Below are 24,993 nucleotides of genomic sequence, written 5' to 3'. Positions count from 1 at the left end.
AATAGTGCTGTAATTTCAATTTTACTGAAATATGATTCTTAAAAAAGAGCTGATAGGAGTTCTTTATCAGTAATTTCATGAAAGAATAGATTTAAGTCAAGTTCTTTAAGTGTCTTTCTAATAGTGGTTTTATCATGATATTTACCAATTAATTTAGTTTTAAAATGGGAAATCTGATTTTCTACAAGACAATTGCCAAATAATTCAAGATTTTTAATGATTCCTTTCTCTACCTTCATGCTAAGTTCTAGAATGCCACCTCCAGGGAAATTACTAAGTTTTTCAAAAATGTAATTGGGAGAGTAGCCATAGTTCCATTCCCAGTTATTGTATTTTTCTGCCATTAACGCCTCTATCTTCTCAATATCAATTGCTGATAGTTCAAATTTTTTGGCATCCAGGAACTTCGTTTTTAAATCTTCTAAGATTAATTGACCAAACTTCTCTAAACTCATTGAATCGGAAAGGTATTCTGAGATGTTGGTAACCTTACTTCTAATGGATCTAATGCCTCGATCCTTAAACTTGAGAGGATTAACCTTTAGTAGTTGGTTTAGTTGCTTTAAATCGCTCGAAAACAGCATTGTGCCATGCTGCATGACCTTGTTTTTGTAGATGTGAGAAGCATTGCCTGAAAACTTCTTTCCATCAATGGTTAAATCACTTTTTCCTTCGAACTTTGCATCTACGTTTAGCGCCTGAAGAGTATCAACAATCGGCTGACTGTATTTCTGAAAGTCAACCAATTTGCCTTTTTCCCCATTCTTAATAAAGCAATAATTTAGATTTCCTTCATCGTGAAAAACAGTACCTCCTCCAGACATTCTTCTTACAACCGGAATGTTTTCCTGTTCGGCTTTTTCCAAATTTATCTCAGCCAAAGTATTCTGATGTTTCCCAACAATTAGGGCAGGAGTGTTGGTGTATAAAAAGAAGAAATCGTCCTCGTAGTTTTTTAGCAAATACTCTTCGGTGGCAATGTTAAAGGACGGATTAGTAGATGAACTGATAAAATACAGCATGTTTTGTTTGTTAATTTTTCGATCCTACAAATATGATTATTTATTGGGGAATATTTTAATTTAGACTTAATTTTAATAGTGAATTTGTAAGGAAAATCAGCTTTAGCTATTTCATTGCCCTTACTTTTGTTGTGTTATATTTGAAAAGGCTAATAAATTACAATCTTAATAAACATATTGATATGCGTATTGTGATTCAACGGGTTACGCAAGCTACGGTGAGTGTAGATTCTAAAATAATAGGACAAATTTCGAAAGGACTTATGGTTTTGGTAGGGATTGAGACTGCCGATACTGAAGAGGACTCGGAATGGTTAAGTAAAAAAATATGCAATCTTCGAATTTTCGATGATGAAGAGGGCGTAATGAATAAATCATTGATGGATGTTGATGGAAACATTCTGGCAATAAGTCAGTTTACCTTGCATGCTAAAACTAAAAAGGGGAATAGACCCTCTTATATTTTGGCTGCAAAACCGGATATTTCGGTTCCCTTGTATGAGAATTTTGTGGCTTGTCTGGAGAAAGAATCCGGAAAGAAAGTTGAAACAGGAGAATTCGGTGCCGAAATGCAAGTCTCATTGGTAAACGATGGTCCGGTTACCATTGTAATGGATACTAAAAACAAAGAATAGATCATGAATCAGATAGGAATTAAGGAAGCCCAGGAGAAAGTTGATTGGTGGATTAAAAAGTATGGAGTTCGCTATTTTAATGAATTGACCAATATGGCAATTTTGACCGAAGAGGTAGGAGAGGTAGCTCGAATTATCTCTCGGAAATATGGAGAGCAATCTTTTAAGGAAAGTGATAAAGCGGTTGATTTGGCAGATGAAATGGCCGATGTCTTATGGGTTCTGATGTGCTTGGCAAATCAGACAGGAGTCGATTTAAACGAAGCTTTCCAGAAGAATATTGCAAAAAAAACGGAGCGGGATAAGGATCGCCATAAAGGAAATGATAAATTGAAGTAGCTTGATTTGATTCTCCCAGTTGATGGGTGATTAATTAACCGGGCAGGAATAGGGGATGAGTAAAAAAATATCTTAATTTTGAGTTCTTAAAGACAATATCCTTACTTTTAGAAGTTTGGATAATTGATGGAAAAATCAGCGAATAAAGATTCGCAACTGGTTATTAATCACTTACATACATTATGAAGAAAGACATTTTAGAAATCTTAAGATCATACGATCTTAAGATTAGCGATGCAGAAGTTAAAGCAAATGTCAAATCAATTTTGGACAAAGACTTTGAAGCTTTGTACACAATTGAAAATTTAAAGAAGAATTTTTCTTTTATAGATTTAACGACACTGAACTCAACAGACACGCACGCAAAGGCTAAAAGTTTTGCTGACAATGTAAATAACTTCCAGAATGATTTTGACATGCCAAATGTGGCTGCTATTTGTGTATATCCATACCAAGTGCCTACATTGAATGAAAACTTAAAAGCTGAGGGCGTTAGAATTGCTTCCGTAGCAGGTGTTTTCCCATCTTCTCAATCATACGTTGAAGTTAAAGCATTGGAATGTAAAATGGCTGTTGAAAAGGGAGCTGACGATATTGATATTGTGATATCAATTGGCGCTTTTTTAGAAGGACATTATCAAACTGTATTCGATGAAATTGTTATTCAGAAAGAAGCTTGTGGTAAAGCACATTTAAAAGTTATTCTTGAAACGGGAGAACTTAAAACGTCAGAAAACATTCGTACGGCATCTATTATAGCCATGGAAGCTGGTGCTGATTTTATTAAGACATCAACCGGTAAGGTTCCTGTTAACGCAACTTTAGAAGCCGCTTATGTCATGACTCAGGCAATTAAAGAGTATTTTGACAGGACAGGAAAGATGATTGGCTTTAAGCCCGCAGGTGGAATTTCAACAGGTAAAGATGCAATTGAGTTTTTTGCAATTTCAAAAAGTAACCTAGATGAAAATTGGTTAACTAATAAATACCTAAGAATAGGAGCCTCCAGCCTGGCAAATAACCTATTGAAAGAAATCCATTTTATCGAAACGGGTGAGCAAAAAGAAATAAAGTATTTTTAAAATACTGCATTTAATAAATGAAAGTCGGATTATTTCCGACTTTTTTTATTTACTTGCGGTAAAAATATTTAACATCACCTTTAATTGTTTATTCCTTCATGTACAATGAATCCCATGATCCGTTGAAGAATAAAGTTCAAGAACTCGAAAATGAAATAAAAAGATTACGTAAGCTAATTCCTCAGGAGTATCTTACAGATGAATACTTTCAGTCTAAATCTTTAAATAGTAAAGATTCACTTTCGGTAATTGATACGAATTTCACTTTAATTGATGTAAATGCAAAACGGCTAATAGGAACAGGTTTAAAACGATCTGAATTAATTGGTGAAAAATGTCATAAGATTTTTTATGGTTTAGATAAACCTTGTGATGAATGTGTTGTTCCCCAGATTATAAAAAGCAAAGAAGCAAATAGTTTCCTAAAGTCAAACCTAGATAATAACAAGATTAGGTTTGAAGAAAAACATCTTTCCCCTGTTTTAAACAAGAAAGGAAATGTTGAAAGAATTATTGTCCAAAGCAAAGACATTTCCAGTTACTACCATCTGGTAGATCGAATAGGACAAAGAGAAGAATTCTACAAAAATATTTTTGAGTCAGCCGGAGATGCTTTTTTGGTTCATGATGAAACAGGAAGATTAATAGAATTCAGTTCCCGACTAAGTGATTTGTTGGAATACACCAAAGAGGAATTGAGTAACTTAAATGTTAGCGATATTGATGATCCTAGTTATTCTATGCATTTTGATCAACGTCAGAAGTATATAGAAACGGAAGGTTCGGCGCTATTTGAGACCAGTTTGATTAGTAAATCAGGAGAAAGAATTCCGGTTGAAGTAAGTGCTAATTTAATCAGCTTTTCAAATACAAATATTTCATTTGTTGCCATAAGGGATATCAGGAAAAGGAAACTAGCTGAAAAAAAATTGTTGGAAAGTGAAGAGCGATTCCGAACTTTAGTTGAAAATGCTCCGGATTTAATCATGCGATTTGATGTGGATTACAAACATCTTTTTGTGAATTCAGCTTCATTCAACATTCTAAAAATGCAGCCGGAGGAATTTATTGGGAAAACTCACTTCGAAATGGGCTTTCCAAAAGATAAGTGTGAGTTTTGGGAACGTGAAATTGATTTAGTTTTCCAATTGAAGAAGCCACATAGTGCCGATTTTAGTATTTCATTTGAGGGTGAAGTTCATCATTTTGAATGGCAATTAATCCCGGAATTAAATTTGGCTGGAGAATGCGAAACCATACTTGCGATTGCTCGTGATATCACCGTTCGAAAAAGAAGTGAAAATGCATTCAAAGAGGCTATCAAGACGAAAGATAAATTCTTTTCAATTATAGCCCATGATTTAAAAAATCCATTTAATGCTTTACTGCCAATAGCTAAAAATCTGTATCAAAACTGTAGGGAAATGTCAGAAGATCAAATCTTTGAGGCTTCCACGATTATTCATTCTGCGGCTAAACAAGAGTACAACTTACTGAAAAATTTACTGGAGTGGGGAAGGTCGCAAATGGGGAAAATTGTAAATGCACCCAAGCAGATTAATCTCTTAGAGCTGGTGGAGTCGAATATTCAGCTTCATAAGACCAAAGCAGATCGGAAAAATATCCACGTAAGAATAAGCAAGGGGGCAAATACCATGGCTTTTGCCGATGAATACATGCTGGATACAGTAATTCGGAATTTATATTCCAATGCAATAAAATTCACTAATCCAGGAGGGAATATCCAAATTAGGATAGGTAGAAGTGGTTCAAAATCAATAATCTCTGTTGAAGATGATGGATTAGGCATTAGTGAGGCAAATCAGAAAAGACTGTTTCGACTTGATACGAATTACACAAGAGTTGGAACCTGTGAAGAGTCCGGGACAGGTTTAGGTTTACTGCTTTGTTATGAATTTGTAATCCAAAATAATGGAACAATATCCTTGGAAAGTTCGTCTGGTAAAGGAAGTATTTTCACTGTAGAACTTCCTTCAAACTAGATAAACTATTTATTTCTGCTAATCGTGTAATCAACTATGTTGACTAAGGCTTCCTTCGCTTCAGAGGAAGGAAACGCATTTAAAACATCCAATGCTTTTTGCTTGTATTCGAGCATTTTATCTCTTGTGTATTCAATACCACCTTTTTCTTTAACGAAAGCGATTAATTCGTTCACTTTTTCAGAGTTTTTATTGTGTTTACGAACAATTTTAAGTGCCCATCGACGCTCTTTTTCAGAAACTTCCCTTAAAACGTAAATCAAAGGGAGGGTTAATTTTTTTTCTTTAATGTCATTGCCCGTTGGCTTTCCAATACTGCCTTGTTTTTCGTAATCAAATAAATCATCTTTCATTTGAAAAGCAATGCCAAGGTATTCTCCAAATTTCTTAAGCTTTTGCTGATCTTCGTAATTTGCTTTTGCCGAAATTGCTCCCAATTGAGTACAAGAAGCCATTAAACTTGCCGTTTTCTTATAAATGATATCAAAATAAACCTCTTCCGTAATGTTTAATTTTCTTGATTTTTCCAATTGAAGCAATTCGCCTTCACTCATCTCTCTAACTGCATTAGAAACAACTTTAAGCTGTTCAAATTCGTTATTATCAAGAGCAATAAGCAGACCTTTCGATAGCAGAAAATCTCCAACTAAAACGGCAGCTTTCGTTTTCCACAAAGCATTAATCGAAAAAAAGCCTCTTCTTTCATAGGCTTCATCAACAATATCATCATGTATTAAAGTGGCAGTATGCAGTAATTGGGTTAGGGCCGCCGCAGTATAGGTCGAATCATTAATTTCTCCGGTAAGCTTAGCACTTAAAAAAACAAGAATAGGTCTTATTTCTTTTCCTTTACGTTTTATAATGTAACGGTTAATGATGTCGAGTAAACGAATCTTTGACTTCATTGAATCCTTAAAAAAGGACTCGAATTGTTCCATTTCTTTCTTGACTGGGGATTTTATATCCTTGATTGTTATTTTTCTCAGATTCATAGCAATCAAAGTTAATAATTTATCCTTTCCATAAAACTAGATATAATGAAAATTAATGGATCTGAAGTTCTACTATTTTATTAAGATTTTAACTAAATTATATACAAATCGATAAATTTAACTGCTTCAATATGTTTTGTCTAGCCTATTTAAGAATATATTTATATATTTGCATTTGATATGTTACGTGAATAATATTTGTGTATGAAAATTAGAGAATTAGAACCTGAAAAGCTTGAGCAAGCAGCAAACATGCTTAAAGCGATTGCTCATCCAATGAGAATTGCAATTTTAGGATATCTGGAGGATGGAAAAAAGCTTACAGTAACTGAGATTCATGAATTATTAAAGATTGAGCAATCAACGACTTCTCATCATTTGGGAATTTTAAAGGATAAAGGAGTTCTTTCTTCAAAAAGAGAAGGTAAGAACACATATTATTATTTAAAACATTGTAGCCTAAGTAATATTGTGGATTGTATTAGCAATTGTACTCAAGGATAAGAAATTTAAGAACCAGTTTAGTGCTGGTTTTTTTTATAGGATGTAAACAAATGACGAAAGTAAGATTAACCAAAGAGTTCTGTTTTGAAATGGCTCATGCCTTGTGGAACTATGATGGACTTTGTAAGAATATTCATGGTCATTCCTATATTTTATTTGTAACTGTAATTGGTGAACCGATTACCGATGCAAATAATTCTAAATTGGGTATGGTAATGGATTTTGGAGATTTAAAAAAGATTGTTTCGGAAGAAGTTGTTGATAAGTTGGATCATTCACTTGTGCTGAGTAAGGCAACGCCTAATTTGGAAAAATTGAATATTGAGCAGATGTTCGATCGCTATTTTATTACTGATTATCAGCCAACTTGTGAAAATATGATTGTTGATTTTGCAGAAAAAATTGGCAGGCGTCTGCCTGTAGATGTGAAGCTTCATTCTTTAAAATTGCATGAAACAGCGACATCATTTGCGGAGTGGTATGCAGAAGACAATTAAAAAAAACAAAAAATATATTTGAAAAGTCTGGAAGTAATTTCAGGCTTTTTTGCGTTTATAAAAGTAAGGAGTAAATCGAGAATTAGATGGATTGAAAATTGTTCCAAAGCGATTATCTTGTACTTTTGTTTGAATTCAATTAATATTTGAAAACTTATGCACTCATCAAGTACCAACTCTGGTAAAAAACTTTTTTTACTCGATGCTTTTGCCCTGATATATAGATCTTACTACGCGTTTATTAAAAATCCAAGATTTACTTCTACAGGAATTAATTCATCTGCAATGCTCGGATTTACCAACACCTTGGTTGAGGTTCTGGAAAAAGAGAAACCATCGCACATCGCTGTAGTTTTCGATCCGGTAGGACCCACTTTTCGTCATGAGATGTTTAAGGAGTACAAAGCACAGCGTCCTCCAATGCCCGAAGATCTGCGTAAATCGATTCCTTATATCAAATCAATTATTCAAGGTTTTAATATTCCTGAATTTGATGTGGCAGGTTTTGAGGCTGATGATGTAATAGGTACACTGGCTAAAAAAGCGGAAAAGGAAGGCTTCACTGTTTATATGATGACTCCCGATAAGGATTATGCGCAGTTGGTTAGCGATAAAATATTTATGTATAAGCCGAAAAGTAACGGCAATGATGTTGAAATTTGGGGAGTTCCTGAAATCAAAGCGAAATTTGGAGTTGAACACCCAGATCAGATTGTTGATTATTTAGGTTTAATGGGTGATGTTTCAGATAACATCCCTGGCTGTCCGGGAGTTGGTCCTAAATCAGCACAAAAATTACTTGAGCTTTATAAAAGTATCGATGGCTTGTATGAAAATACTCATGAGCTAAAAGGAAAACAAAAGGAACGAATTATTGAATCGGAAGAACAAGTTCGTTTTTCGAAAGTGTTGGCAAAAATTTCTTTGGATGTTCCAATAGATTTTGATGAAGAGAATTTTAAATTGATCGATTATGATGAAGTTAAGTTGAGAGCCATTTTTAAGGAATTGGAGCTTTTCACCTTAGCCGAACGGGTTTTTAAAAATCAAGGGAATCTTTTTAGCGCTGAGAGTGGAGAATCTGCTGGCAAGGATACGGTTCCAGATAAAGACGTGATTCTAAGAGATTTAAAAGGCTTGGCTTGCGACTTCTTTGTGCTTGACAATCAGGCTTCAAGAGCTGATTTGAAAGCGGAATTATGTGTTCAGGAACAGTTCTCGTTTAGAACAATTATCTCCGATTCTGACCCAAATACATCAAATCTGCTTGGATTGGCTTTTTCGTACCAAAAAGACAAATCATTTTTTGTTCCTTTTCCTCAAAATTTCGAAGACGCAAAAAAAGTTGCTCAAGAATTCAAATTTATTTTTGAAGATGAAAATATTTTAAAAATCGCACACAATTGCAAACGCGACATTTTAATTTTACGTTGGCATGGAGTTGATGTGAAAGGGCCACTTTTTGATACCATGATTGCTCATTACTTAATTCAACCTGAATTTAAGCATGAATTTGCATTTGTTGCTCACACGATTCTAGATTATAAGGTAATTGAGACTGAAGATAAAACAAAAGGTAAAAAAGCTCAGTTGAGTTTGATGTTGGAGCCGGAAGTAGTTACGCACGATCCGTTTTGTGAAGAAACAGTATTGAATCTCGAGTTGAAAGAAGTGCTTGAGAGCCGTATGAAAGAAAATAACTTGCTTGATCTTTTCTATAATATTGAAATGCCATTGTTGAGCATTTTGGCTGATATGGAATTTACAGGCGTAAGTATAGATGTGCCTACTCTTAATGATTATGCTTTGGTGTTGAATGAAGAGGTAGATGGCATCGAAAAAGAAATAAAGGACTTGGCCGGGGTCGATTTTAATGTAGCTTCACCCAAACAGTTGGGCGAAGTGCTTTTTGAAAAAATGGAGCTCGACAGCAAGGCTAAAAAAACAAAATCGGGTCAGTTTTCAACCTCCGAGGCTGTTCTTTCTAAATTAAAAGGGAAGCACGAAATCATTCAAAAGATCTTGGATTTCAGGTCGCTTAAAAAACTGATTTCTACTTATGTAGAGGCACTTCCAACCTACGTAAATGAAAAATCGGGCAAGATACATACATCCTTTAATCAGGCGGAAGCCGCAACAGGGCGACTAAGTTCCACCAATCCTAACTTACAGAATATTCCTATTCGCACCGAGCAGGGAAGATACATCCGAAAAGCATTTGTGCCATCATCCGAAAATCACACTTTTTTGTCTGCCGATTATTCGCAGGTAGAATTAAGATTGATGGCTCACATGAGTCAGGATCAGAACATGATTGATGCCTTTATTAATTCGGAAGATTTCCACGCAGCCACCGCAGCAAAAATTTACAAACTACCCATAGAAGAAGTTAGCAAGGAAATGCGAAGCAGAGCTAAAACAGCAAATTTTGGAATTATTTATGGAATTTCGGCCTGGGGACTGGCGGAACGATTAGATATGAGCAGAACAGAGGGAAAAGAGTTGATTACAGGCTACTTTGAATCGTATCCGGGAGTTAAGTTGTTTATGGATCAATGTGTAGAGAAAGCTCGTGAGGATGAGTTTGTAACCACCTTACTTTCTCGCCGAAGATATTTAAAAGATATTAATTCGAGCAATGCGATAGTTCGAAGTGTTGCCGAACGAAATGCGATTAATGCCCCAATTCAGGGATCTGCTGCCGATGTAATTAAAATTGCGATGATTAACATTGCCAAAAGAATGAAGTTGGAAGGAATGCAATCTAAAATGATTATCCAGGTACATGATGAATTGAACTTCGATTGTTTGTTGTCTGAATTGGATCAAATGAAGGCGATTTTAAAAGAAGAAATGGAAAATGCCATTCAGCTTTCAGTTCCACTTACCGTGGATATGGGAGTAGGGGAGAACTGGTTACAGGCGCATTAATTCACAATAGATAGAAATTTAAAAAGCTCATTCTTGCTACAAGAATGAGCTTTTTTTGTTACAAAATTTACTGCTATTATAGGGTTCACTATAATGTGATTCTTTAATCTAACGAAGCCTGTAATAAATTGCAGACGCTCGCCTAAGCCTTTCGAGAAGCTATTATAAAATGATAATGGACGTTTTTTCATTTGGTGGAGCCATTAACAAATAATAATGGCTAGCCTAAGCCTTTAGTGGAGTCATTAACAAATAATAATGAACGTATTATCATTTAGTGGAGCCTTTAACAAATAATAATGCCTTGCCTAAGCCCTTGGTGGAGCCATTAACAAATAATAACGACCTCCCTTAATTTGGATATTTTTCTGTAAAATGCCTATTTCTGTTGGGTTTTAAGGGTTTTGTCGCGAAATTATTGTTAATAAGATGGCTGGTTTGAGAGAAGCGAAATGAATGCCTGTTGTGATTGTATATTTCATGGCAAATACCATCAGTTACCCCTAGCTAGGGTTTACTGAAAAAGGGAGTAAGTAAATTTTGTCCGTTTTTTACGGATTCATCGTTCCTTTATCATTAATAAAGAGATTTTATTACAATCAGGTTTAAGTAGATCATATCCAATTAAATATCGGACGAACTTATCGAAAACAAGTTAAAGACTCCTTGGGAGTACACTAAATATTTACTGTCATGCAAATAAAAAGCTCATTCTTGCAACAAGAATGAGCTTTTTTTGTTACAAAATCGCCTGCTTTTCTAGTTTTTTTTCAATTAAAATACTGGCAACAAACCACAATAGGATAGAGAGGAGGTAAATAATGATTCCATAAAATGTGGGGATCATTGAAACTTTTATTCCGCCATAAATCACACTTGGAGAAATATTGCCAGCTTGTTCTATTACCGAAAACGCATTGAATAATCCAAGCAGCTGTCCAAGTATGCCAATTATCAGGGCAAATAAACCGATTGATTTTCCATACCCTACTTTTCGAAGTGTTTGTTCCAATATTGTATTTTTGGAAAATAGAACACCAATAAAATGATAAGCAATCCACGATACCATAGCAATAAGAAGTAGGCTAAGGATACCCATAAAGATAGGACCACCCATAAAAAACATGTCTTTCATATTTTTACTTTTTAAGATTAATACTAATACCTCCAAAGTAAGGTGATCAGTAGTTTTCAGGCAAGGTCGAATAGGGTTCTATACCTGTCGTTTATCGACTTTGTTTAGATATCTTTATTTTCTATGCTAAATTAGTTGAAAATTTCTCGAGCAAGCAAGTTTTATCTTGCCCTAAGCGAAGCAGTACTTAGTTCTATAAACAATAATCAAGTATTTACAAATGATTAAAAAATCGTCAAATCCATACTATCATATTTTTTACTGGATTTTTGTTCTTCTTATTTTAACGCTGGTTTTTGGATTGTCATGGGGAAACAATGTAGCCGCATTTTTCTTCATAAGTATGTTGTTACCAATTGTCCTTGGCACCTCGTATTTCTTTAATTATTTTCTTGTTCCGCGATATTACATGCAAAAGAAATATGTGAGGTTTGGTTTGTATTCATTTTATACGGCGGTGGTATCTATGTATTTGGAGACTATCGTACTGATGTTTTCTTTTATATATTTGGGGAATTTTAACTTTGGAAATCTTGGGCCAAATGCCTCAAATACATTTCTCTTGGCCGCCCTACTTTATTTAATGGTATTTATTGGCTCCTTTCTCTTAATGAGTCGGCAGATTAGGGAAAAACAGCAAGTTATTCAAGAGTTTCTGTTTGAAAAAGAAAAATTGAAACAAGCCTACCTGGAGATTATATCCAATCGGAAAACAATTAAAATTAAGTTTTCAGATATCAAATATATTGAGAGTTTAGCCGACTATGTACATATTCATACCAGTACTGAGAAAATTAAAACGAAAGAAAAAATCAGTAGTTTGGAAGATATATTGCCTGATAGTTTTTTACGGATTCATCGTTCATTTATCATTAATAAAGATTGGCTTAAGAGTTTTTCTTACGATCATATTTTAGTGGATGATATCCAATTAAATATCGGACGAACCTACAGAAAACAAGTTAAAGAATCTTTGGTAGTACAATAAATATAAAATGTCATGCAAATAAAAAGCTCATTTCTTCATGCGAAGAAATGAGCTTTTCTAATATCAATTTAGTTGTGGATTTTAAGTGTATTGCTTTTACTTATTTAAAGCATGCAAGCCGATACTACCATCTAAAATACCTAAGTATTCCGTTTTATTTTCAAGAACTTCAATGGCTTTTAAAAGAGTTGGATCTTCTTGTAAACTGTATTCGATACCCCCTTTTTGGTAGTAATACCGTTTAATAATTTCGTGAGCTAATAAATCACTAATCTCGTCTTTAAAACGAGTTAAATCGCGATCCAAATCAGGTGTAAGCTTTAATGCAAGTGCCTCAAATTCATCCTCTGATATGTCAAAGTATTTTTCTTCTTTTGCTGCTTTTTTTAACGCATCAAGAATTTCGGTACTTTCCGATTCGTACTTAAATTTCTGTTCCTTAATGAATTTAGTAAACTTATCAAACTCTTGATCTGAGATTTTGAATTCCTTTGAACCAGATATGTTATCATTTGTATTTGCATACAGAGTAGCGTAATCGAAGACCATAAAATTACGAATCAAGTTGATCGTTAAGCTACTGTATCTTTCCGACTCAATTTTTAGATCGGGAAGAACTCCTCCGCCATCAAAAACCGAACGACCATTTTTTGTATGAAACTCGGTGATTAGAGAATCTGCAATTTTTCCAACGCTGCCATCTTCATTTCTGTTGCTGTAATCAAGAGCTTGAATACATCTTCCGCTAGGAATGTAATACTTCGCCGTAGTTACCTTTAATTTTGCGTTATAGGTAAGATTTCTGGTTGTTTGAACTAAGCCTTTACCAAAGGTTCTTTGTCCAATTACAACGCCTCTGTCGAGATCCTGAATTGCGCCCGAAACAATTTCCGATGCCGATGCCGACCCTCTGTTTACCAAAACAGCAATTGGAATTTGGGCATCAAAAGGTGTTTTAGTTGCTTTGTAAGACTTGTCCCATTGTGAAACTTTCCCTTTAGTATTTACAATAGCTTCACCTTTCTCTACAAAAAGGTTAACAATTTCAATTGCCTGATCTAATAATCCACCCGGATTACTTCTTAAATCCAATACAATCGACTTTGCATTTTGTTCTTTTAGATCTTTTAAAGCCACTTTAATTTCTCCGGCAGCTTTATCTGTAAACTGGTTTAAAAGAATGTAGCCAATAGAATCAGAAACCATTCCATAGTAAGGAACTGCTTTTAACTGAATGTTTTCGCGCACCAGTTTTTTCTCCATGGTTTTGTCAGTACCCGGTCGTTTTATTTTAATTGTAAGAGGAACATTAGGTTGTCCTTTTAGCAGACTACTTACATCATCAGTAGTCTTTTTCAATACCGATATACCATTAATTTCAAGTAATACATCTCCAGCTTTTAAACCAGCTTTAAATGCAGGAAATCCCTCGTAAGGTTCAGCAATAATAACTTCGTCTTTGTGTTTGCTGATTAATGAACCAATACCGGCATATTCACCTGTTGTCATTAACTTGAAGTCTTCAATTTCAGCTTCGGAAATGTAAGTTGTGTAAGGATCAAGTGTAGTCAACATGGCATCCATGCTCTTTTTCACCAAGTCACCAGGATCAATTTCGTCTACATAAAATAGATTCAGCTCTCTAAATAAAGTATAGTAAATATTTAAGTTTTTGCTGATTTCAAAATTTCTTTCATCCCTGCTAAACCCCCAGAAAGCTGCACTACAAAAAAGTAAAACAGCAAGTAACCAGATGGCTCCCGATTTTTTTCGAAGCTTCATATGTTTTTGTTTAAAATGATATGTTAAATTAATTCTCCCCGCAGCCTAGCTTTTGCTATCCCCAACCCCACGAATTTACAAATTCAAAGAAGAAAAATAATATGTAGGTTGAAACAAATATAATTATTCCCTTTTTAAAACAATTGACTTTAACATTTGTTAACCCTACAGCACTCGAATTCAATGAGAAGAGGAAATAATAAATGTACGAATATGATTATACGGCAATTTATTAAGAATAGTTCTAAATACAAGAGGGGAATTGATTTTTTTATGAAAGCGTATCTATGGAACAGGATCGTGACCATGTCCACCCCAGGGATTGCATGAAAAGATTCTTTTAATCGCAAGGTAGCTTCCTTTAAAAGGACCGTGTTTTTTTAGAGCCTGAATGGCATATGAGGAGCAGGTGGGAGTGTACCTGCAGGCAGAAGGCGTTAAAGGTGAAATTACATATTGATAAAACCTAATTGGAAGTATCATGATGAACAGAATCGTCTTTTTCAGAAAGTTGAGAATGCTTTTCATATTCTTTCGGTAATCTTTTAAGGGCTTTAATCAACTTGTCTTCCATTTCGGAAGTTTTGAGTATCGTTTTTGGCAAATATACGATCATAAAAGCAAGTCTTACATTTATGATCTCTAATTCACTATAGAATTCTGTTTTGTTGAGTCGGTAAATCTCACGAATTCGTCTTTTTAACAAATTCCGGGTAACTGCTTTTTTAAAACTTCGTTTTGATACTGTTATGGCAACTTGTGCAGGATATTCGGAATTGAGATTCGCTTCTTTCCAGACAATTCGAAACGGGTAACAAATAAATCCTTTACCTTCTGAAAAAAGCTTTCCGATAAGGATTTTGTGAGTCAGTCTTTCCGCCTTTTTAAATGTGAAGCGATTCAATTCTTCCATAATTACAAAAATCGACAAAAAAAGGGGAATAATTTCCCCTTTCCTTGTTCTATTATATTTTCAAAGATATAATTTATTTATTCTCCTTGTTATATTTCTTAATGAACTGATCAAGAGCCATTGTCATAGACGGAGCTTGAGGCATTGGAGCTAGAATATCAAGTCGTAAGTTATTTAATGTAACAGCCTCTGATGTTGAAGGTCCAAATGCTGCAATTAGAGTATTGTTTTGTTTAAATTCAGGAAAATTCTGAAGCAAAGATGCAATTCCAGAAGGGCTGAAAAAAGCTAAAACATCATAATTAACATGAGCCAAATCAGACAAGTCGCTACTAACGGTACGATATAAAATTGCTTTTGAATATTTGATTTTATTCTTAGTAAGCAATTCAGGAATGGATTGTTTGTGAATGTCTGAAAGAGGAACCAAATACGTTTCTCCTTTGTGCTTCAATATTATTTCTATTAAATCTTCAAATCGTTTCTCGCCAAAGAAGATTTTTCTTTTACGATAAACAATGTATTTCTGAAGATAGAAAGCAGTTGATTCAGAGACACAAAAGTACTTCATGTCATCAGGTACGGTTATTCTTAGTTCTTGACAAATTCTAAAGAAATGATCAATTGCCGTACGATTTGTAAATATTACAGCAGTGTGATCCAGTACATTAATTCTTTCTTGTCTAAACTCCTTGGCTGAAATTCCTTCAACTTGAATAAATGGACGAAAATCAATTTTTAAATTATATTTTTCGGCCAAATCAAAATACGGGGACTTTTCAGTTTGTGGTTTTGGTTGTGAAACCAGGATCGTCTTGATTTTCAAAATAGTAGAGTTTAGTTCAACAATTTGTTAACCGACCTATACTAATAAATACAACAGTTTGTAAATCATTAGCAAGGGCAAAATTTCCAGAGCACAAAGGTACAAAATCATATAAAATATTGAAACATGTTGGCGAAATAATATTTTAACTCCTCTAATTAGTCGAAAAACATAAAAAATAAGAGTTAGAATTAAGCCGCCATTTAGTAACAAAGGTGTAGCGTGTTGCGCCATATATGGTACACTAAGCGTAATAGGTAACAGAATTACGCCCAGGTTTTTATTGTAGATAGAAACAGTGTGTAAATACTCTTTACTCTCCTTAATTCCGTTAAAAACGTACCCAATAAACCTAATAAAGATTAATTTACTGCTATACAAGGTCACTAAACCGGCAAAGCAGTATAGGAAAAACACAATATTGTTGTGAGTTTTGTTTAATGAGAGAATATAAACAAAATACTGAACAATAAACAAGGCTAAATTCACATAAAACAAGAGGTTGAGGAATATTGAACCTCGTAAATTTCTCATGTTTTTTTCTAAGAAAAGATTGGAAGAGGTTTGATAGTTGATCATTGAATCGAATACACGAAAAAGAAACTTGCTAAATGAGAATCTTAGCACCGCCAATAAAATTAATGCAAATAATAGCACGCCAGCCATCCAATCGCTATTATATGAGGCGATTTTTATTCCTTTTTCACCTCGGATAACTTGAACTGTGCTGTTTTTTATAGGTGCGGGTATAGAATCAGGAAACAAGATGCAATCAGACCAAGTGGGAATTAGTGGACTGATAAAGGCTCTAGTATCTTTATTTACTGTGATTTGCTTAGTGATTTGCAAAGTGCTGGAATCCTTAAATTCATTGCCTGATATTATCAATGAATCATGTAAAGGAGTCTTGTTCACAAGTGCATCGTGTGAATTAAATTGCGCCATGTATATCAGGAACTTGTTCGGTTGAATTTTTTACAAAGATAATTTTATTTTTCGTGGAGATATATCTCCTGCCAAAAAGAAATCCCGAAATTTTATCGGGATTTCATCTTATTTCAATTCTTCATATCCAATTAATTGTTTCTTACGTAGATTTTCTTTTTCAGAGGGATTTAATTTTTCATCACTTTTCATCACTTCTTTTTCCCATGAACCGTACATCGGATTGGGAAGTACAATAAAGCGCTCACCGAATTGTGCCTTCATCTGATCTACTTTTGAAAATCCAAAATCAGTAGACCGATCTTGCAAAAATTCATCAAAATCACCTAAGTTATCTCCCGCAAGAATCAAAATATCATGAGTTTCAAGAACTTTATTTCTGCGAATTGTTTTTATTCCTGTTTCCGATTTTAACAATACATGATTCTTATCAGCAAAGGGGAAGCCCAAATTTTTAAGGTTCTCGATTGTTTTAAGCAAAGCAGATGTGTCGCGATTGGATATATAAAAGGTTTCAACACCTTTGGATTCGGCATATTTCAAAAACTCCAGAGATCCAGGTGTTGGGGAGGCTTTTGCCATATCGGTCCATTCTTTCCAGGCCTTACTGGTAAGGCTTTTGCCAGTACGAATCGAGTTGGTTTCAAAAGGACTGTTGTCTAAAACGGTTTCGTCAATATCAACAACAACAGCTTTTGGTTTGGATTTATCACTATCGGCAGATAATTGTTTATCCAATGAAAGTTTAGCCATATTAAATGCCTGATAATACAATGCTCGGCACTCCGAAGCTCTTTGAAACCATAGCGTTGCCATCACCAAATGTTCATTCGGATTGTTTTTCTGTTTTTTTGAATCCAAATTTTGAGAACAGGACGAAATCAGGATAGAAAATGCGGACAAAGCAAAAAATATTTTTCTCATGTCAATTGATATTTTAATTTTAGTCATTTATTAAGAATAGGGTTTTGAGCTCTCCGGAGAAAAATATTACTTGTAGATGGACTTTAAATGGTTTCAAAATCGAAGATAATAAAAAAATGGCTGTAACTTTTATTTAGGGCTAAGCGTCTTAAATTTGATTGCTACTATATATGAACCTGAACGAATACAACATAAGCGTAGATCAGCATGCTGATGGGATGTTTCGTTTTATCCTCAAAAACATTAGAGATGAGGATAAAGCGAGGGATATTGTGCAGGATAGTTTCGAGAAATTGTGGCGAAATGTTGATAACGTAAATTTTATGAAAGTAAAATCTTATCTGTACACAACGGCTTATCATACTATGATAGATTTGATCAGACGAGAGAAACGAAAAGAAGATTTTGAGAATGTGGATGTTATGGATTATTCACATTCGGAGCATTATTCAGATTTAAGTGAAATTCTTGATGAGGCATTGAAAAGATTATCTGATGTACAACGATCGGTCATTTTATTGCGTGATTATGAAGGGTACTCTTATACGGAAATTGCAAAAATTACTGATTTAACTGAGTCGCAGGTGAAAGTTTACATTTATCGGGCTCGTAAGCATTTGAAAAATTACATTGGTAGTATTGAATCAATAATATAAAGGATTAGGAAATGAAGGAAATAACCCGACATAACTACGAGGAATTCTTCCTTGATTACTTGGAAGGGACATTAAGTTCCCTTCAAGGCATCGTTCTGGAAGATTTTCTGACCAAAAATCCAGATCTTAAAGCAGAGCTGGAGGAGATGGAATGTCCTGTTCTTTCGAAAGATACTATTTTAGCGGATTCCGAATCTCTAAAAGAAATCCCTTTTCGTGAAAGTTTTGATGATTTCTGCATTGCTCGTTTGGAAGGTGATTTACTCGTGGGTGATGAAAGTGCTTTTGATGCATTTCTGGATAAAAACGAATCCTTCAAAAAAGAGAGTGAAGTCTATAATAAAACCATATTACTTGCAGATACTAATCTTGTTTTTAGGGATAAAAACAAGTTGAAAAGAAGTTCTCGTAAAGTTGCTTTTTGGTGGTATTTTTCCAGAGTGGGAGTGGCGGCGTTAATTATTTTGGTTTTTTCTCTTTGGAGTATCTTGTATCAATTCAAAGGTGATTATTCCAATGAAGAGAAGATAACGGCTAAAGTTGAAACAGTAATTACGGAACGTAAAGAGATACCTGAAGGCAGCCTTCCTGTTGGAGTGCTTATAAAACCCGAACAGAAAGTTGTTCAAACAGAGGCGAAAACTTCATTGAAGGATGGGCAAAAAGAAATAATTGATACACCGGTGAATGAAGCTAAAATCCAAGATCTAGATGAAGTTGTAGAGCGAATTACGCCTTTAGACATTTCATTAAGTACTGAATTCGTTGCCATCGCTAATTCTGCTAATCCGGCAATGGAAATAGACATTCCAAAAGATAAGAAGACAGAGGTTAACCTACAAAATAATGGATTGGCACAGTTAGGAATGTCTTGGAAATCAAGTATCCCTGAAAAGAAAGCTCAAACATCAGTTTTATTTGCCATTGCCAAATATGGCGTGGATAAACTGAGTGAAATTGCAGGGAAAGATGTTCAATTTGAGCAGAAATACGATTCGAAAACAGAGAAAACACGTTTAGATTTTAATACCGCAGGTATTGGTTTTTCAAAAACAATTAAATAAGCCTGTAACTATTCCTCAATCACTTCGTCTTACCCTTAGAAATAAGATAAATATACAGTTATGAAAAAGATATTTTTACTATGCATGTCCATTGTGCTTGTATTCGGAGTTAACGCTCAGGAAGCTGTTGATACCCTAAAAACAGATAGCCTTAAAAAGAAAGTTTTGATTGAAGATTCTTGGTCGAACAAAAAAAAGAAATCAGAAACTAAAGATAAATTCAACACTAAATCATGGGAAACCCAAGCTGATACCACAAAGGTAAAGTTTATGAAAAAAGACTTAGTGAAGGTTGTTGAGGACGATAAAGGCATAAAAGCTAAAATAGGTAAGATTGGTAAAGTAGGTTTTGAAGAGGACAGAGACACTACGAAAATCCGATTGGGAGGCAAGCAAATCAATATAATTGATGGTTGGCATGGCACCCGAATTCGAATTCAGAAAGTACATCCTTGGGATGCAAATCAGGATAAATTTTTTATGGAAGAGGAGGGGGACTTTCGTGGGCATTGGGCTGGTTTCGAAATGGGTGTAAATGGTTTTGCCGATGAGGATTATAGTGGATATGCGGATCCGAACCAAGAGGGCTTTATGGATTTGGATATGGCCAAGTCACTTGCCGTTAACGTAAATTTTCTACAGTACGATATTAGTTTGCAAAAGGAAAGAAATACAATTGGTTTGGTAACTGGTATGGGATTGGAATGGAATAATTATCGTTTCGATCAAAATATAACATTAGGGAATGATGGCTCCGGAATGGTTCAACCAATTTCCTTCGATCCCCACTGGAGCATTAAAAAAAGCAAATTAACAAGTTTGTACCTTACCGTTCCCTTGCTGTTGGAATTTCAAATTCCAGTGAAATATAAATCAAGAAGGGTGCACATGTCTGCCGGAGTAGTGGGTGGATTACGTGTTGGTTCTCATACAAAAGTGAAGTATAGGTTGAATGGGAATACACACAAAGATAAAGATCACGATGATTTCAACTTGAAAACTCTTCGTTACGCAGCACATGCACGTATAGGTTATCGTTCTTTAAACTTTTTTGCGACCTATGGTTTAACTGATTTTTTCGAGAAAAATGACGGTCCGGAATTAGTTCCTTTTACAGTTGGAATTACTCTAGTGAGTTTTTGAACCTTACTAATCGATAAATATTATTATGCCGGATTTTAAAAGAGTCCGGTATTTTTATTGTCCATGCATTAGATATTTTGACGAAGATTGAATTATGTAGTATAAAGTATTATATTTATGGCATGAAAATAAAGTTCCAGCTATTAATTTATTTTTTTCCAATATTGATCAGCCTGCCTGCTTTTGCTGACTTTCAGACAAATCTGGATAGCTTAAATAATCGCTATACAAAAGTGTCTGGTCAGGAAAAATTGGAGACTTTACTGGAGTTGAGTCGGGCTTACTGGGATACCGAACCTGCAAAATCGATTGAGATGGGAGGTCGGGCTTTGGCAACAGCTCAAAGTCTCGAATACGATAAGGAGGTTGTTAAAGCAATGTATTATTTGGGGACGGCTTACTATGTTGATAATCAGTATGATAACTCCTTGGATTATTTATTGAAAGCATATCGCTTTGCAAAAAATCATGACTACGAAAAAGAGCTTGCTGATATAAGCCAAAAATTGGCTACCGTTTACTACCAATCCGGAAAAATTGGCAAAACATACGACTACACTCAGGAAGCCAATAAAATTTATGAGAAATTAAATGATAAAGTAGGCCTTGCCAGATGTTTCAATTCCTTTGGGGTTTACTATCAGGCGATCAGAAATTATGATAAAGCTATTGAGTATTTACAAAAAGGATTGGATCTTGGCAAAGAGATTTCGCACAGAGCTGTGGTTGGGGAACTTTTAAATGATATTGGAAGTTTATATACTGAAATGGGAGATACTCTAAAGGCAATTCGAACTTATCGTGAGGCAGTAGATTATTACAAAACGAATGGCCCAAATCATAAGACTGGGGTTTTTGAGCTGAATATGTGCGAATTATATCTTCATCATAATGATCTTACCAAAGCCAGGCATCATCTTGACAAAGGATACCTTATAGCTAAGCAGTTAAAATCGAAAAGGTTACTTCGGGATTATTACAAATATCTTTCTCTATACTATACAAAGCTTGGCGATTATAGAAGTTCAGTAAATGCTTATGAGAATCTTCAGGCATATCAGGATTCTATTTCCTCGGAACAATTGTCAAATAAAATTGATGATTTGGATTCAAGACATATTGAAGATATTAAAAATCAGGAAAATCAGATACTTCGTGCGGAAAATCAAACACAGCAGTTGGAAATAAACCGTCAATATACAATTGGTTTACTCATATTGCTTCTTTTACTGGTTGTGATATTTCTTCTCACGTTTCGATACCGAAATAATCTGAAAGACAATGAACTTTTATACCTAAGAAATCGTCTGGTAAGTCAGCACCAGGAAGAATTGATTGGAGCTATGAAAAGACTTAAGGTAAGTGAAGATAAGCTTAGAACCGCCAATGAAACTAAGGATAAAATGTTCTCCCTAATTGCTCATGATTTACGTGGTGCAATTGGAAACATCAGTAATGGATTGCGAATGATGCTTACCGATGAAGAATTGGATCTATCGGAAGAAGATAAGACCGAGTTTCTTCAATCTTTGTTTCATTCTGCTGATAATTCATTTGAATTGCTTGAAAATTTACTGTTTTGGGCGAAAAATCAAACATCTACCATATCTGCTAACTTGCAAATGGTTGATGCAAGCTCGATAATCAGCTCAAATATAAATTTATCAGCAGAGTTAGCCAAAATCAAATCCATTAGTCTAATAGCGACCGTCAATCCTTCAGTCGAAGTGTATATCGATTGGAACATGATCAATACTGTTGTTCGTAATCTGCTCTCAAATGCCATTAAATTTACCAATAAGGGAGGACTTATTGAAGTTAAATCGGAAATAGGAGAATACTTTGTTAAAATTTCTGTAATCGATAACGGTATTGGAATGATGCCAGAACAGATTGAGAATATTTACGAAGGTAAAACAACTGATGGCACTGCTAATGAGAAAGGTACAGGCTTGGGCATCACTTTGTGTAGAGATTTTTTAGTGAAAAATCATGGAGAAATGATGGTTGAAAGCGAAGTAGATAAAGGAAGTACGTTTTCTTTTATAATTCCTAGAAGGCCAATGAGTGATAAGAAATTTAGCGAATTTGTGAACAAAGAGACTTTAATTTCAGTGGTAAATAGCTAAATTTAGGTCAGATAATTCACATCTACTTAAACTAAATTCTACATAAATGAGATTATTATTGATTAGTAACTCCACAATGGCGGGAGAGGAATACTTAGACTATCCAAAAAATAACATTAAAGATTTTTTAGGCGATAAGCCGGTTAAAGCGTTATTCATTCCTTATGCAGGAGTAACTTTTTCTTTCGCCGATTACGAAGCCAAGGTAAAGGCTAAGTTGAATGAAGTGGGACATGATGTTGTTTCGATTCATCATTTTGAAGATCCGGTTAAAGCTGTTGAAGAAGCAGAAGCAATTATTGTGGGTGGTGGAAGTACTTGGAACCTGCTTCATTGGATTCATAAAAATAACCTCACTGAGGTAATCCGTAAGAAAGTGATTGGTGATAACACACCATTTATAGGGTGGAGTGCAGGCTCAAATTTGGCATGTCCAACAATTAAAACCACTAATGATATGCCAATTATCGATCCTCTGGGATTTGATGCGCTAAATTTAATTCCATTTCAGATTAATCCTCACTATTTGGATAAAAATCCCGATGGTCACGGAGGAGAGACTAGAGAAGATCGGATCAATGAATTTATGGTCGTTAATCCAGACTTGTATGTTGCTGGCTTACGCGAGGGAAGCATGTTCCTGGTCGAAAATGGAGAAATTGATTTGATTGGAAAACACAACTGTCGAATATTCAAAAATGGTGTTGAAGCATACGAATTGAGGCCAAACGATGATTTTAATTTCTTGTTGAAATAAATTTCAGAAAATATATTTAAAGCGGTTGAAATACTTTCAATCGCTTTTTTTAAATTTGAATTTTTACCTTTGTGCTCTTATAAATAAAAGCGCATTTTTCACAAAACCATTGTTAATGGATTTATTATCATCTAGTTATTTTGTTCTATTCCTAATTGTTGCAATTGGTTTTATTGTCGGAAATATTAAAATAAAAGGGATATCTCTTGATGTTTCTGCAGTCATTTTCGTTGCTCTGGTATTCGGGCATTACGGGATCACAATTCCAATTGATATCCAGAAAATAGGCTTAACAATATTTATTTTTACTATTGGAATTCAGGCTGGACCTGGTTTTTTTGAATCGTTTAAAAAGAATGGGAGAGAGTTGATTATACTTGCCTTAATTTTGGTGGGAAGTGCTTCGCTTATTACACTTCTGGTGGTTGTGTTTTTTCAAATTGATATGAATATTGCGATAGGTCTGCTTACTGGGTCATTAACCAGCACACCAGGTTTGGCTGCGGCAATTGAAAGTACTCAATCACCATTAGCTTCCATAGGCTATGGTATCGCTTATCCTTTTGGTGTAATTGCTGTGATTTTATTTGTACGATTGTATCCTAAGTTAGTTGGAGTTGATATTCAAAAAGAAGCCGCGAAATTGGAAGAAGAGGTTTTGCAACAACATCCCGAAATAGTGAATAAGAATCTGCTTGTTGAGAATGAAAATATTGTTGGGAAAAGCATCAAAGAGTTGAAGATTCGTTCAATGACTCAAGCCAATATTTCAAGAATAATGCACAATGGGGAAACCATCGTTCCTTTGCCTACAACAATTCTTGAGAAGGGAGATATTGTTAGAATAATAGGTGGTGAACAGGCGATTGAAAAGGCCAGGATTCTAATTGGGGAAGAAACAAGCGTGGAAATCCCGCTTAGCAGTGATTATGTGATTGAGTCCATTCTGGTTACCAACAAACAGGTGGTTAATAAAACACTAGGTCAATTAAATGTTTTAGCGAATTACAATGCGCGGGTTACTAGAATTAGAAGAGCTGGAATTAATATTGTCGCAAGCGACAAATCAGAAATTCGATTTGGAGATAAGTTAGTTGTGGCATGTGGAAAGGGAAATATTAATAATATTCGTCACCTGTTTGGTAACGATAGTAAAAAGTTGTCAGATACAGATTTCTTGCCCATTGCAGCAGGAATTGTACTTGGTGTTTTAGTGGGAAAATTAAAAATATCCTTTACGGATGATTTTACATTTAGCTTGGGATTAACTGGTGGTGTTTTAATCGTTGCTTTAGTTTTGAGTAGAATTGGCAAGACCGGTCCAATTTTATGGACCATGTCCGGATCATCCAATCAATTGTTACGTCAGTTAGGATTGCTGATGTTTCTTGCAGTTGTAGGAACAAGCGCAGGCTCACACTTAGTAGAAACATTCAAAGAGTCTGGATTTACATTATTTTCGCTGGGGATAGGAATCACATTATTGCCTATGATCATTACCACACTAATAGGGCATTTTGTTCTGAAAATGAATGTCCTGAATTTATTGGGAACGCTTACCGGAAGCATGACGAGTACACCCGGTTTGGCTGCTGTTGATGGTATGACTGATTCTGCAGCACCATCAATTGCATATGCAACCGTTTATCCTATTGCAATGGTGCTGTTAATGGTTTGTGTTCAGCTCTTAAGTATGTGGTAAAAAATAAAAATCCCGAAAAGGTAG

Annotated in this window: 23 protein-coding genes; 14 read left to right on the top strand and 9 right to left on the bottom strand. The window is 34.8% G+C overall.

All coding sequences use genetic code 11. The features are described 5' to 3' along the window. Positions 1-38: 38 nt before the first annotated feature. The gene (locus tag ALGA_RS09095; RefSeq protein ID WP_096429024.1) at positions 39-1,022 is read right to left on the bottom strand and encodes a lipoate--protein ligase; all 984 of its coding nucleotides are present in this window, start codon (positions 1,020-1,022) and stop codon (positions 39-41) included. 182 nt (positions 1,023-1,204) lie between these two features. On the opposite strand from ALGA_RS09095, the gene dtd reads away from it, so the two are divergent. The 4 genes from dtd (at position 1,205) to ALGA_RS09075 (ending at position 5,081) form a co-directional block, all read left to right on the top strand. Next, on the top strand, positions 1,205-1,657 hold the full coding sequence (dtd, locus tag ALGA_RS09090) for a D-aminoacyl-tRNA deacylase (RefSeq protein WP_096429023.1): 453 nt from the start codon (positions 1,205-1,207) through the stop codon (positions 1,655-1,657). 3 nt (positions 1,658-1,660) lie between these two features. Next, complete coding sequence (locus tag ALGA_RS09085) at positions 1,661-1,996, top strand: nucleotide pyrophosphohydrolase (RefSeq protein ID WP_096429022.1); 336 nt, start codon at positions 1,661-1,663, stop codon at positions 1,994-1,996. Between the two features lie 182 nt (positions 1,997-2,178). After that, positions 2,179-3,078: a deoxyribose-phosphate aldolase gene (gene deoC, locus ALGA_RS09080; protein ID WP_096429021.1), complete on the top strand. Its 900-nt coding sequence runs from the start codon at positions 2,179-2,181 to the stop codon at positions 3,076-3,078. Positions 3,079-3,176: 98 nt separating this feature from the next. Continuing rightward, a complete protein-coding gene (locus ALGA_RS09075) occupies positions 3,177-5,081 on the top strand; it encodes a PAS domain-containing protein (RefSeq protein ID WP_096429020.1) in 1,905 nt (634 codons plus the stop codon). Between the two features lie 5 nt (positions 5,082-5,086). On the opposite strand, the gene ALGA_RS09070 is transcribed toward ALGA_RS09075, so the two are convergent. Further along, a complete protein-coding gene (locus ALGA_RS09070) occupies positions 5,087-6,073 on the bottom strand; it encodes a polyprenyl synthetase family protein (protein WP_096429019.1) in 987 nt (328 codons plus the stop codon). Positions 6,074-6,277: 204 nt separating this feature from the next. On the opposite strand from ALGA_RS09070, the gene ALGA_RS09065 reads away from it, so the two are divergent. From ALGA_RS09065 to polA, 3 genes are all read left to right on the top strand, one after another. Then, positions 6,278-6,577: an ArsR/SmtB family transcription factor gene (locus tag ALGA_RS09065; protein ID WP_096429018.1), complete on the top strand. Its 300-nt coding sequence runs from the start codon at positions 6,278-6,280 to the stop codon at positions 6,575-6,577. A gap of 50 nt (positions 6,578-6,627) precedes the next feature. After that, on the top strand, positions 6,628-7,074 hold the full coding sequence (locus ALGA_RS09060) for a 6-pyruvoyl trahydropterin synthase family protein (protein WP_096429017.1): 447 nt from the start codon (positions 6,628-6,630) through the stop codon (positions 7,072-7,074). A gap of 156 nt (positions 7,075-7,230) precedes the next feature. Then, positions 7,231-10,005 carry a DNA polymerase I gene (gene polA / locus ALGA_RS09055; protein WP_096429016.1) on the top strand — a complete coding sequence of 925 codons (2,775 nt, stop codon included), beginning with the start codon at positions 7,231-7,233 and terminating at the stop codon, positions 10,003-10,005. Between the two features lie 739 nt (positions 10,006-10,744). On the opposite strand, the gene ALGA_RS09050 is transcribed toward polA, so the two are convergent. Next, positions 10,745-11,140, bottom strand: coding sequence for a MotA/TolQ/ExbB proton channel family protein (locus tag ALGA_RS09050; protein WP_096429015.1), 396 nt, complete (start codon positions 11,138-11,140; stop codon positions 10,745-10,747). 220 nt (positions 11,141-11,360) lie between these two features. On the opposite strand from ALGA_RS09050, the gene ALGA_RS09045 reads away from it, so the two are divergent. Further along, positions 11,361-12,128, top strand: coding sequence for a LytR/AlgR family response regulator transcription factor (locus tag ALGA_RS09045; protein ID WP_096429014.1), 768 nt, complete (start codon positions 11,361-11,363; stop codon positions 12,126-12,128). A 96-nt stretch (positions 12,129-12,224) separates the two neighbouring features. Here the strand turns inward: ALGA_RS09045 and ALGA_RS09040 are convergent, their stop codons facing one another. The 6 genes from ALGA_RS09040 to ALGA_RS09015 form a co-directional block, all read right to left on the bottom strand. Then, a complete protein-coding gene (locus ALGA_RS09040) occupies positions 12,225-13,910 on the bottom strand; it encodes a S41 family peptidase (protein WP_096429013.1) in 1,686 nt (561 codons plus the stop codon). A gap of 285 nt (positions 13,911-14,195) precedes the next feature. After that, positions 14,196-14,393, bottom strand: a complete 198-nt coding sequence (gene yidD / locus ALGA_RS09035; RefSeq protein WP_231706093.1) for a membrane protein insertion efficiency factor YidD — start codon at positions 14,391-14,393, stop codon at positions 14,196-14,198. Continuing rightward, positions 14,377-14,823 carry a ribonuclease P protein component gene (gene rnpA / locus ALGA_RS09030; protein WP_197705736.1) on the bottom strand — a complete coding sequence of 149 codons (447 nt, stop codon included), beginning with the start codon at positions 14,821-14,823 and terminating at the stop codon, positions 14,377-14,379. The genes yidD and rnpA overlap by 17 nt, the downstream gene beginning before the upstream one ends. Before the next feature lie 73 nt (positions 14,824-14,896). Further along, the gene (locus ALGA_RS09025; protein WP_096429011.1) at positions 14,897-15,649 is read right to left on the bottom strand and encodes a uroporphyrinogen-III synthase; all 753 of its coding nucleotides are present in this window, start codon (positions 15,647-15,649) and stop codon (positions 14,897-14,899) included. Between the two features lie 36 nt (positions 15,650-15,685). Then, on the bottom strand, positions 15,686-16,594 hold the full coding sequence (locus ALGA_RS09020; protein ID WP_096429010.1) for a DUF4271 domain-containing protein: 909 nt from the start codon (positions 16,592-16,594) through the stop codon (positions 15,686-15,688). 108 nt (positions 16,595-16,702) lie between these two features. Continuing rightward, positions 16,703-17,518 (bottom strand): 5'-nucleotidase, lipoprotein e(P4) family, encoded by an 816-nt coding sequence (locus ALGA_RS09015; protein ID WP_162845417.1) that lies wholly within the window; start codon positions 17,516-17,518, stop codon positions 16,703-16,705. Between the two features lie 170 nt (positions 17,519-17,688). Between ALGA_RS09015 and ALGA_RS09010 the strand changes: the two genes are divergently transcribed. The 6 genes from ALGA_RS09010 to ALGA_RS08985 all read left to right on the top strand — a co-directional run bounded on the left by ALGA_RS09010 (position 17,689) and on the right by ALGA_RS08985 (position 24,969). Continuing rightward, positions 17,689-18,174, top strand: coding sequence for an RNA polymerase sigma factor (locus ALGA_RS09010; RefSeq protein WP_096429008.1), 486 nt, complete (start codon positions 17,689-17,691; stop codon positions 18,172-18,174). A gap of 11 nt (positions 18,175-18,185) precedes the next feature. Next, positions 18,186-19,238: a hypothetical protein gene (locus tag ALGA_RS09005; protein WP_096429007.1), complete on the top strand. Its 1,053-nt coding sequence runs from the start codon at positions 18,186-18,188 to the stop codon at positions 19,236-19,238. 60 nt (positions 19,239-19,298) lie between these two features. Further along, positions 19,299-20,381 (top strand): porin family protein, encoded by a 1,083-nt coding sequence (locus ALGA_RS09000; RefSeq protein ID WP_096429006.1) that lies wholly within the window; start codon positions 19,299-19,301, stop codon positions 20,379-20,381. A 122-nt stretch (positions 20,382-20,503) separates the two neighbouring features. Next, positions 20,504-22,510, top strand: a complete 2,007-nt coding sequence (locus ALGA_RS08995) for a tetratricopeptide repeat-containing sensor histidine kinase (RefSeq protein WP_096429005.1) — start codon at positions 20,504-20,506, stop codon at positions 22,508-22,510. A gap of 46 nt (positions 22,511-22,556) precedes the next feature. Beyond that, entirely contained in the window at positions 22,557-23,267 is a 711-nt protein-coding gene (pepE, locus tag ALGA_RS08990) for a dipeptidase PepE (RefSeq protein ID WP_096429004.1), read from the top strand. A 115-nt stretch (positions 23,268-23,382) separates the two neighbouring features. Continuing rightward, positions 23,383-24,969, top strand: a complete 1,587-nt coding sequence (locus ALGA_RS08985) for an aspartate:alanine exchanger family transporter (protein WP_173804004.1) — start codon at positions 23,383-23,385, stop codon at positions 24,967-24,969. Positions 24,970-24,993: the final 24 nt, after the last annotated feature.

It is taken from the genome of Labilibaculum antarcticum (assembly GCF_002356295.1).
Classification (GTDB): Bacteria; Bacteroidota; Bacteroidia; order Bacteroidales; family Marinifilaceae; genus Labilibaculum; species Labilibaculum antarcticum.
The sequence above is the reverse complement of the archived record's forward strand: the minus strand, read 5'-3'. Positions and strand labels throughout refer to the sequence as shown.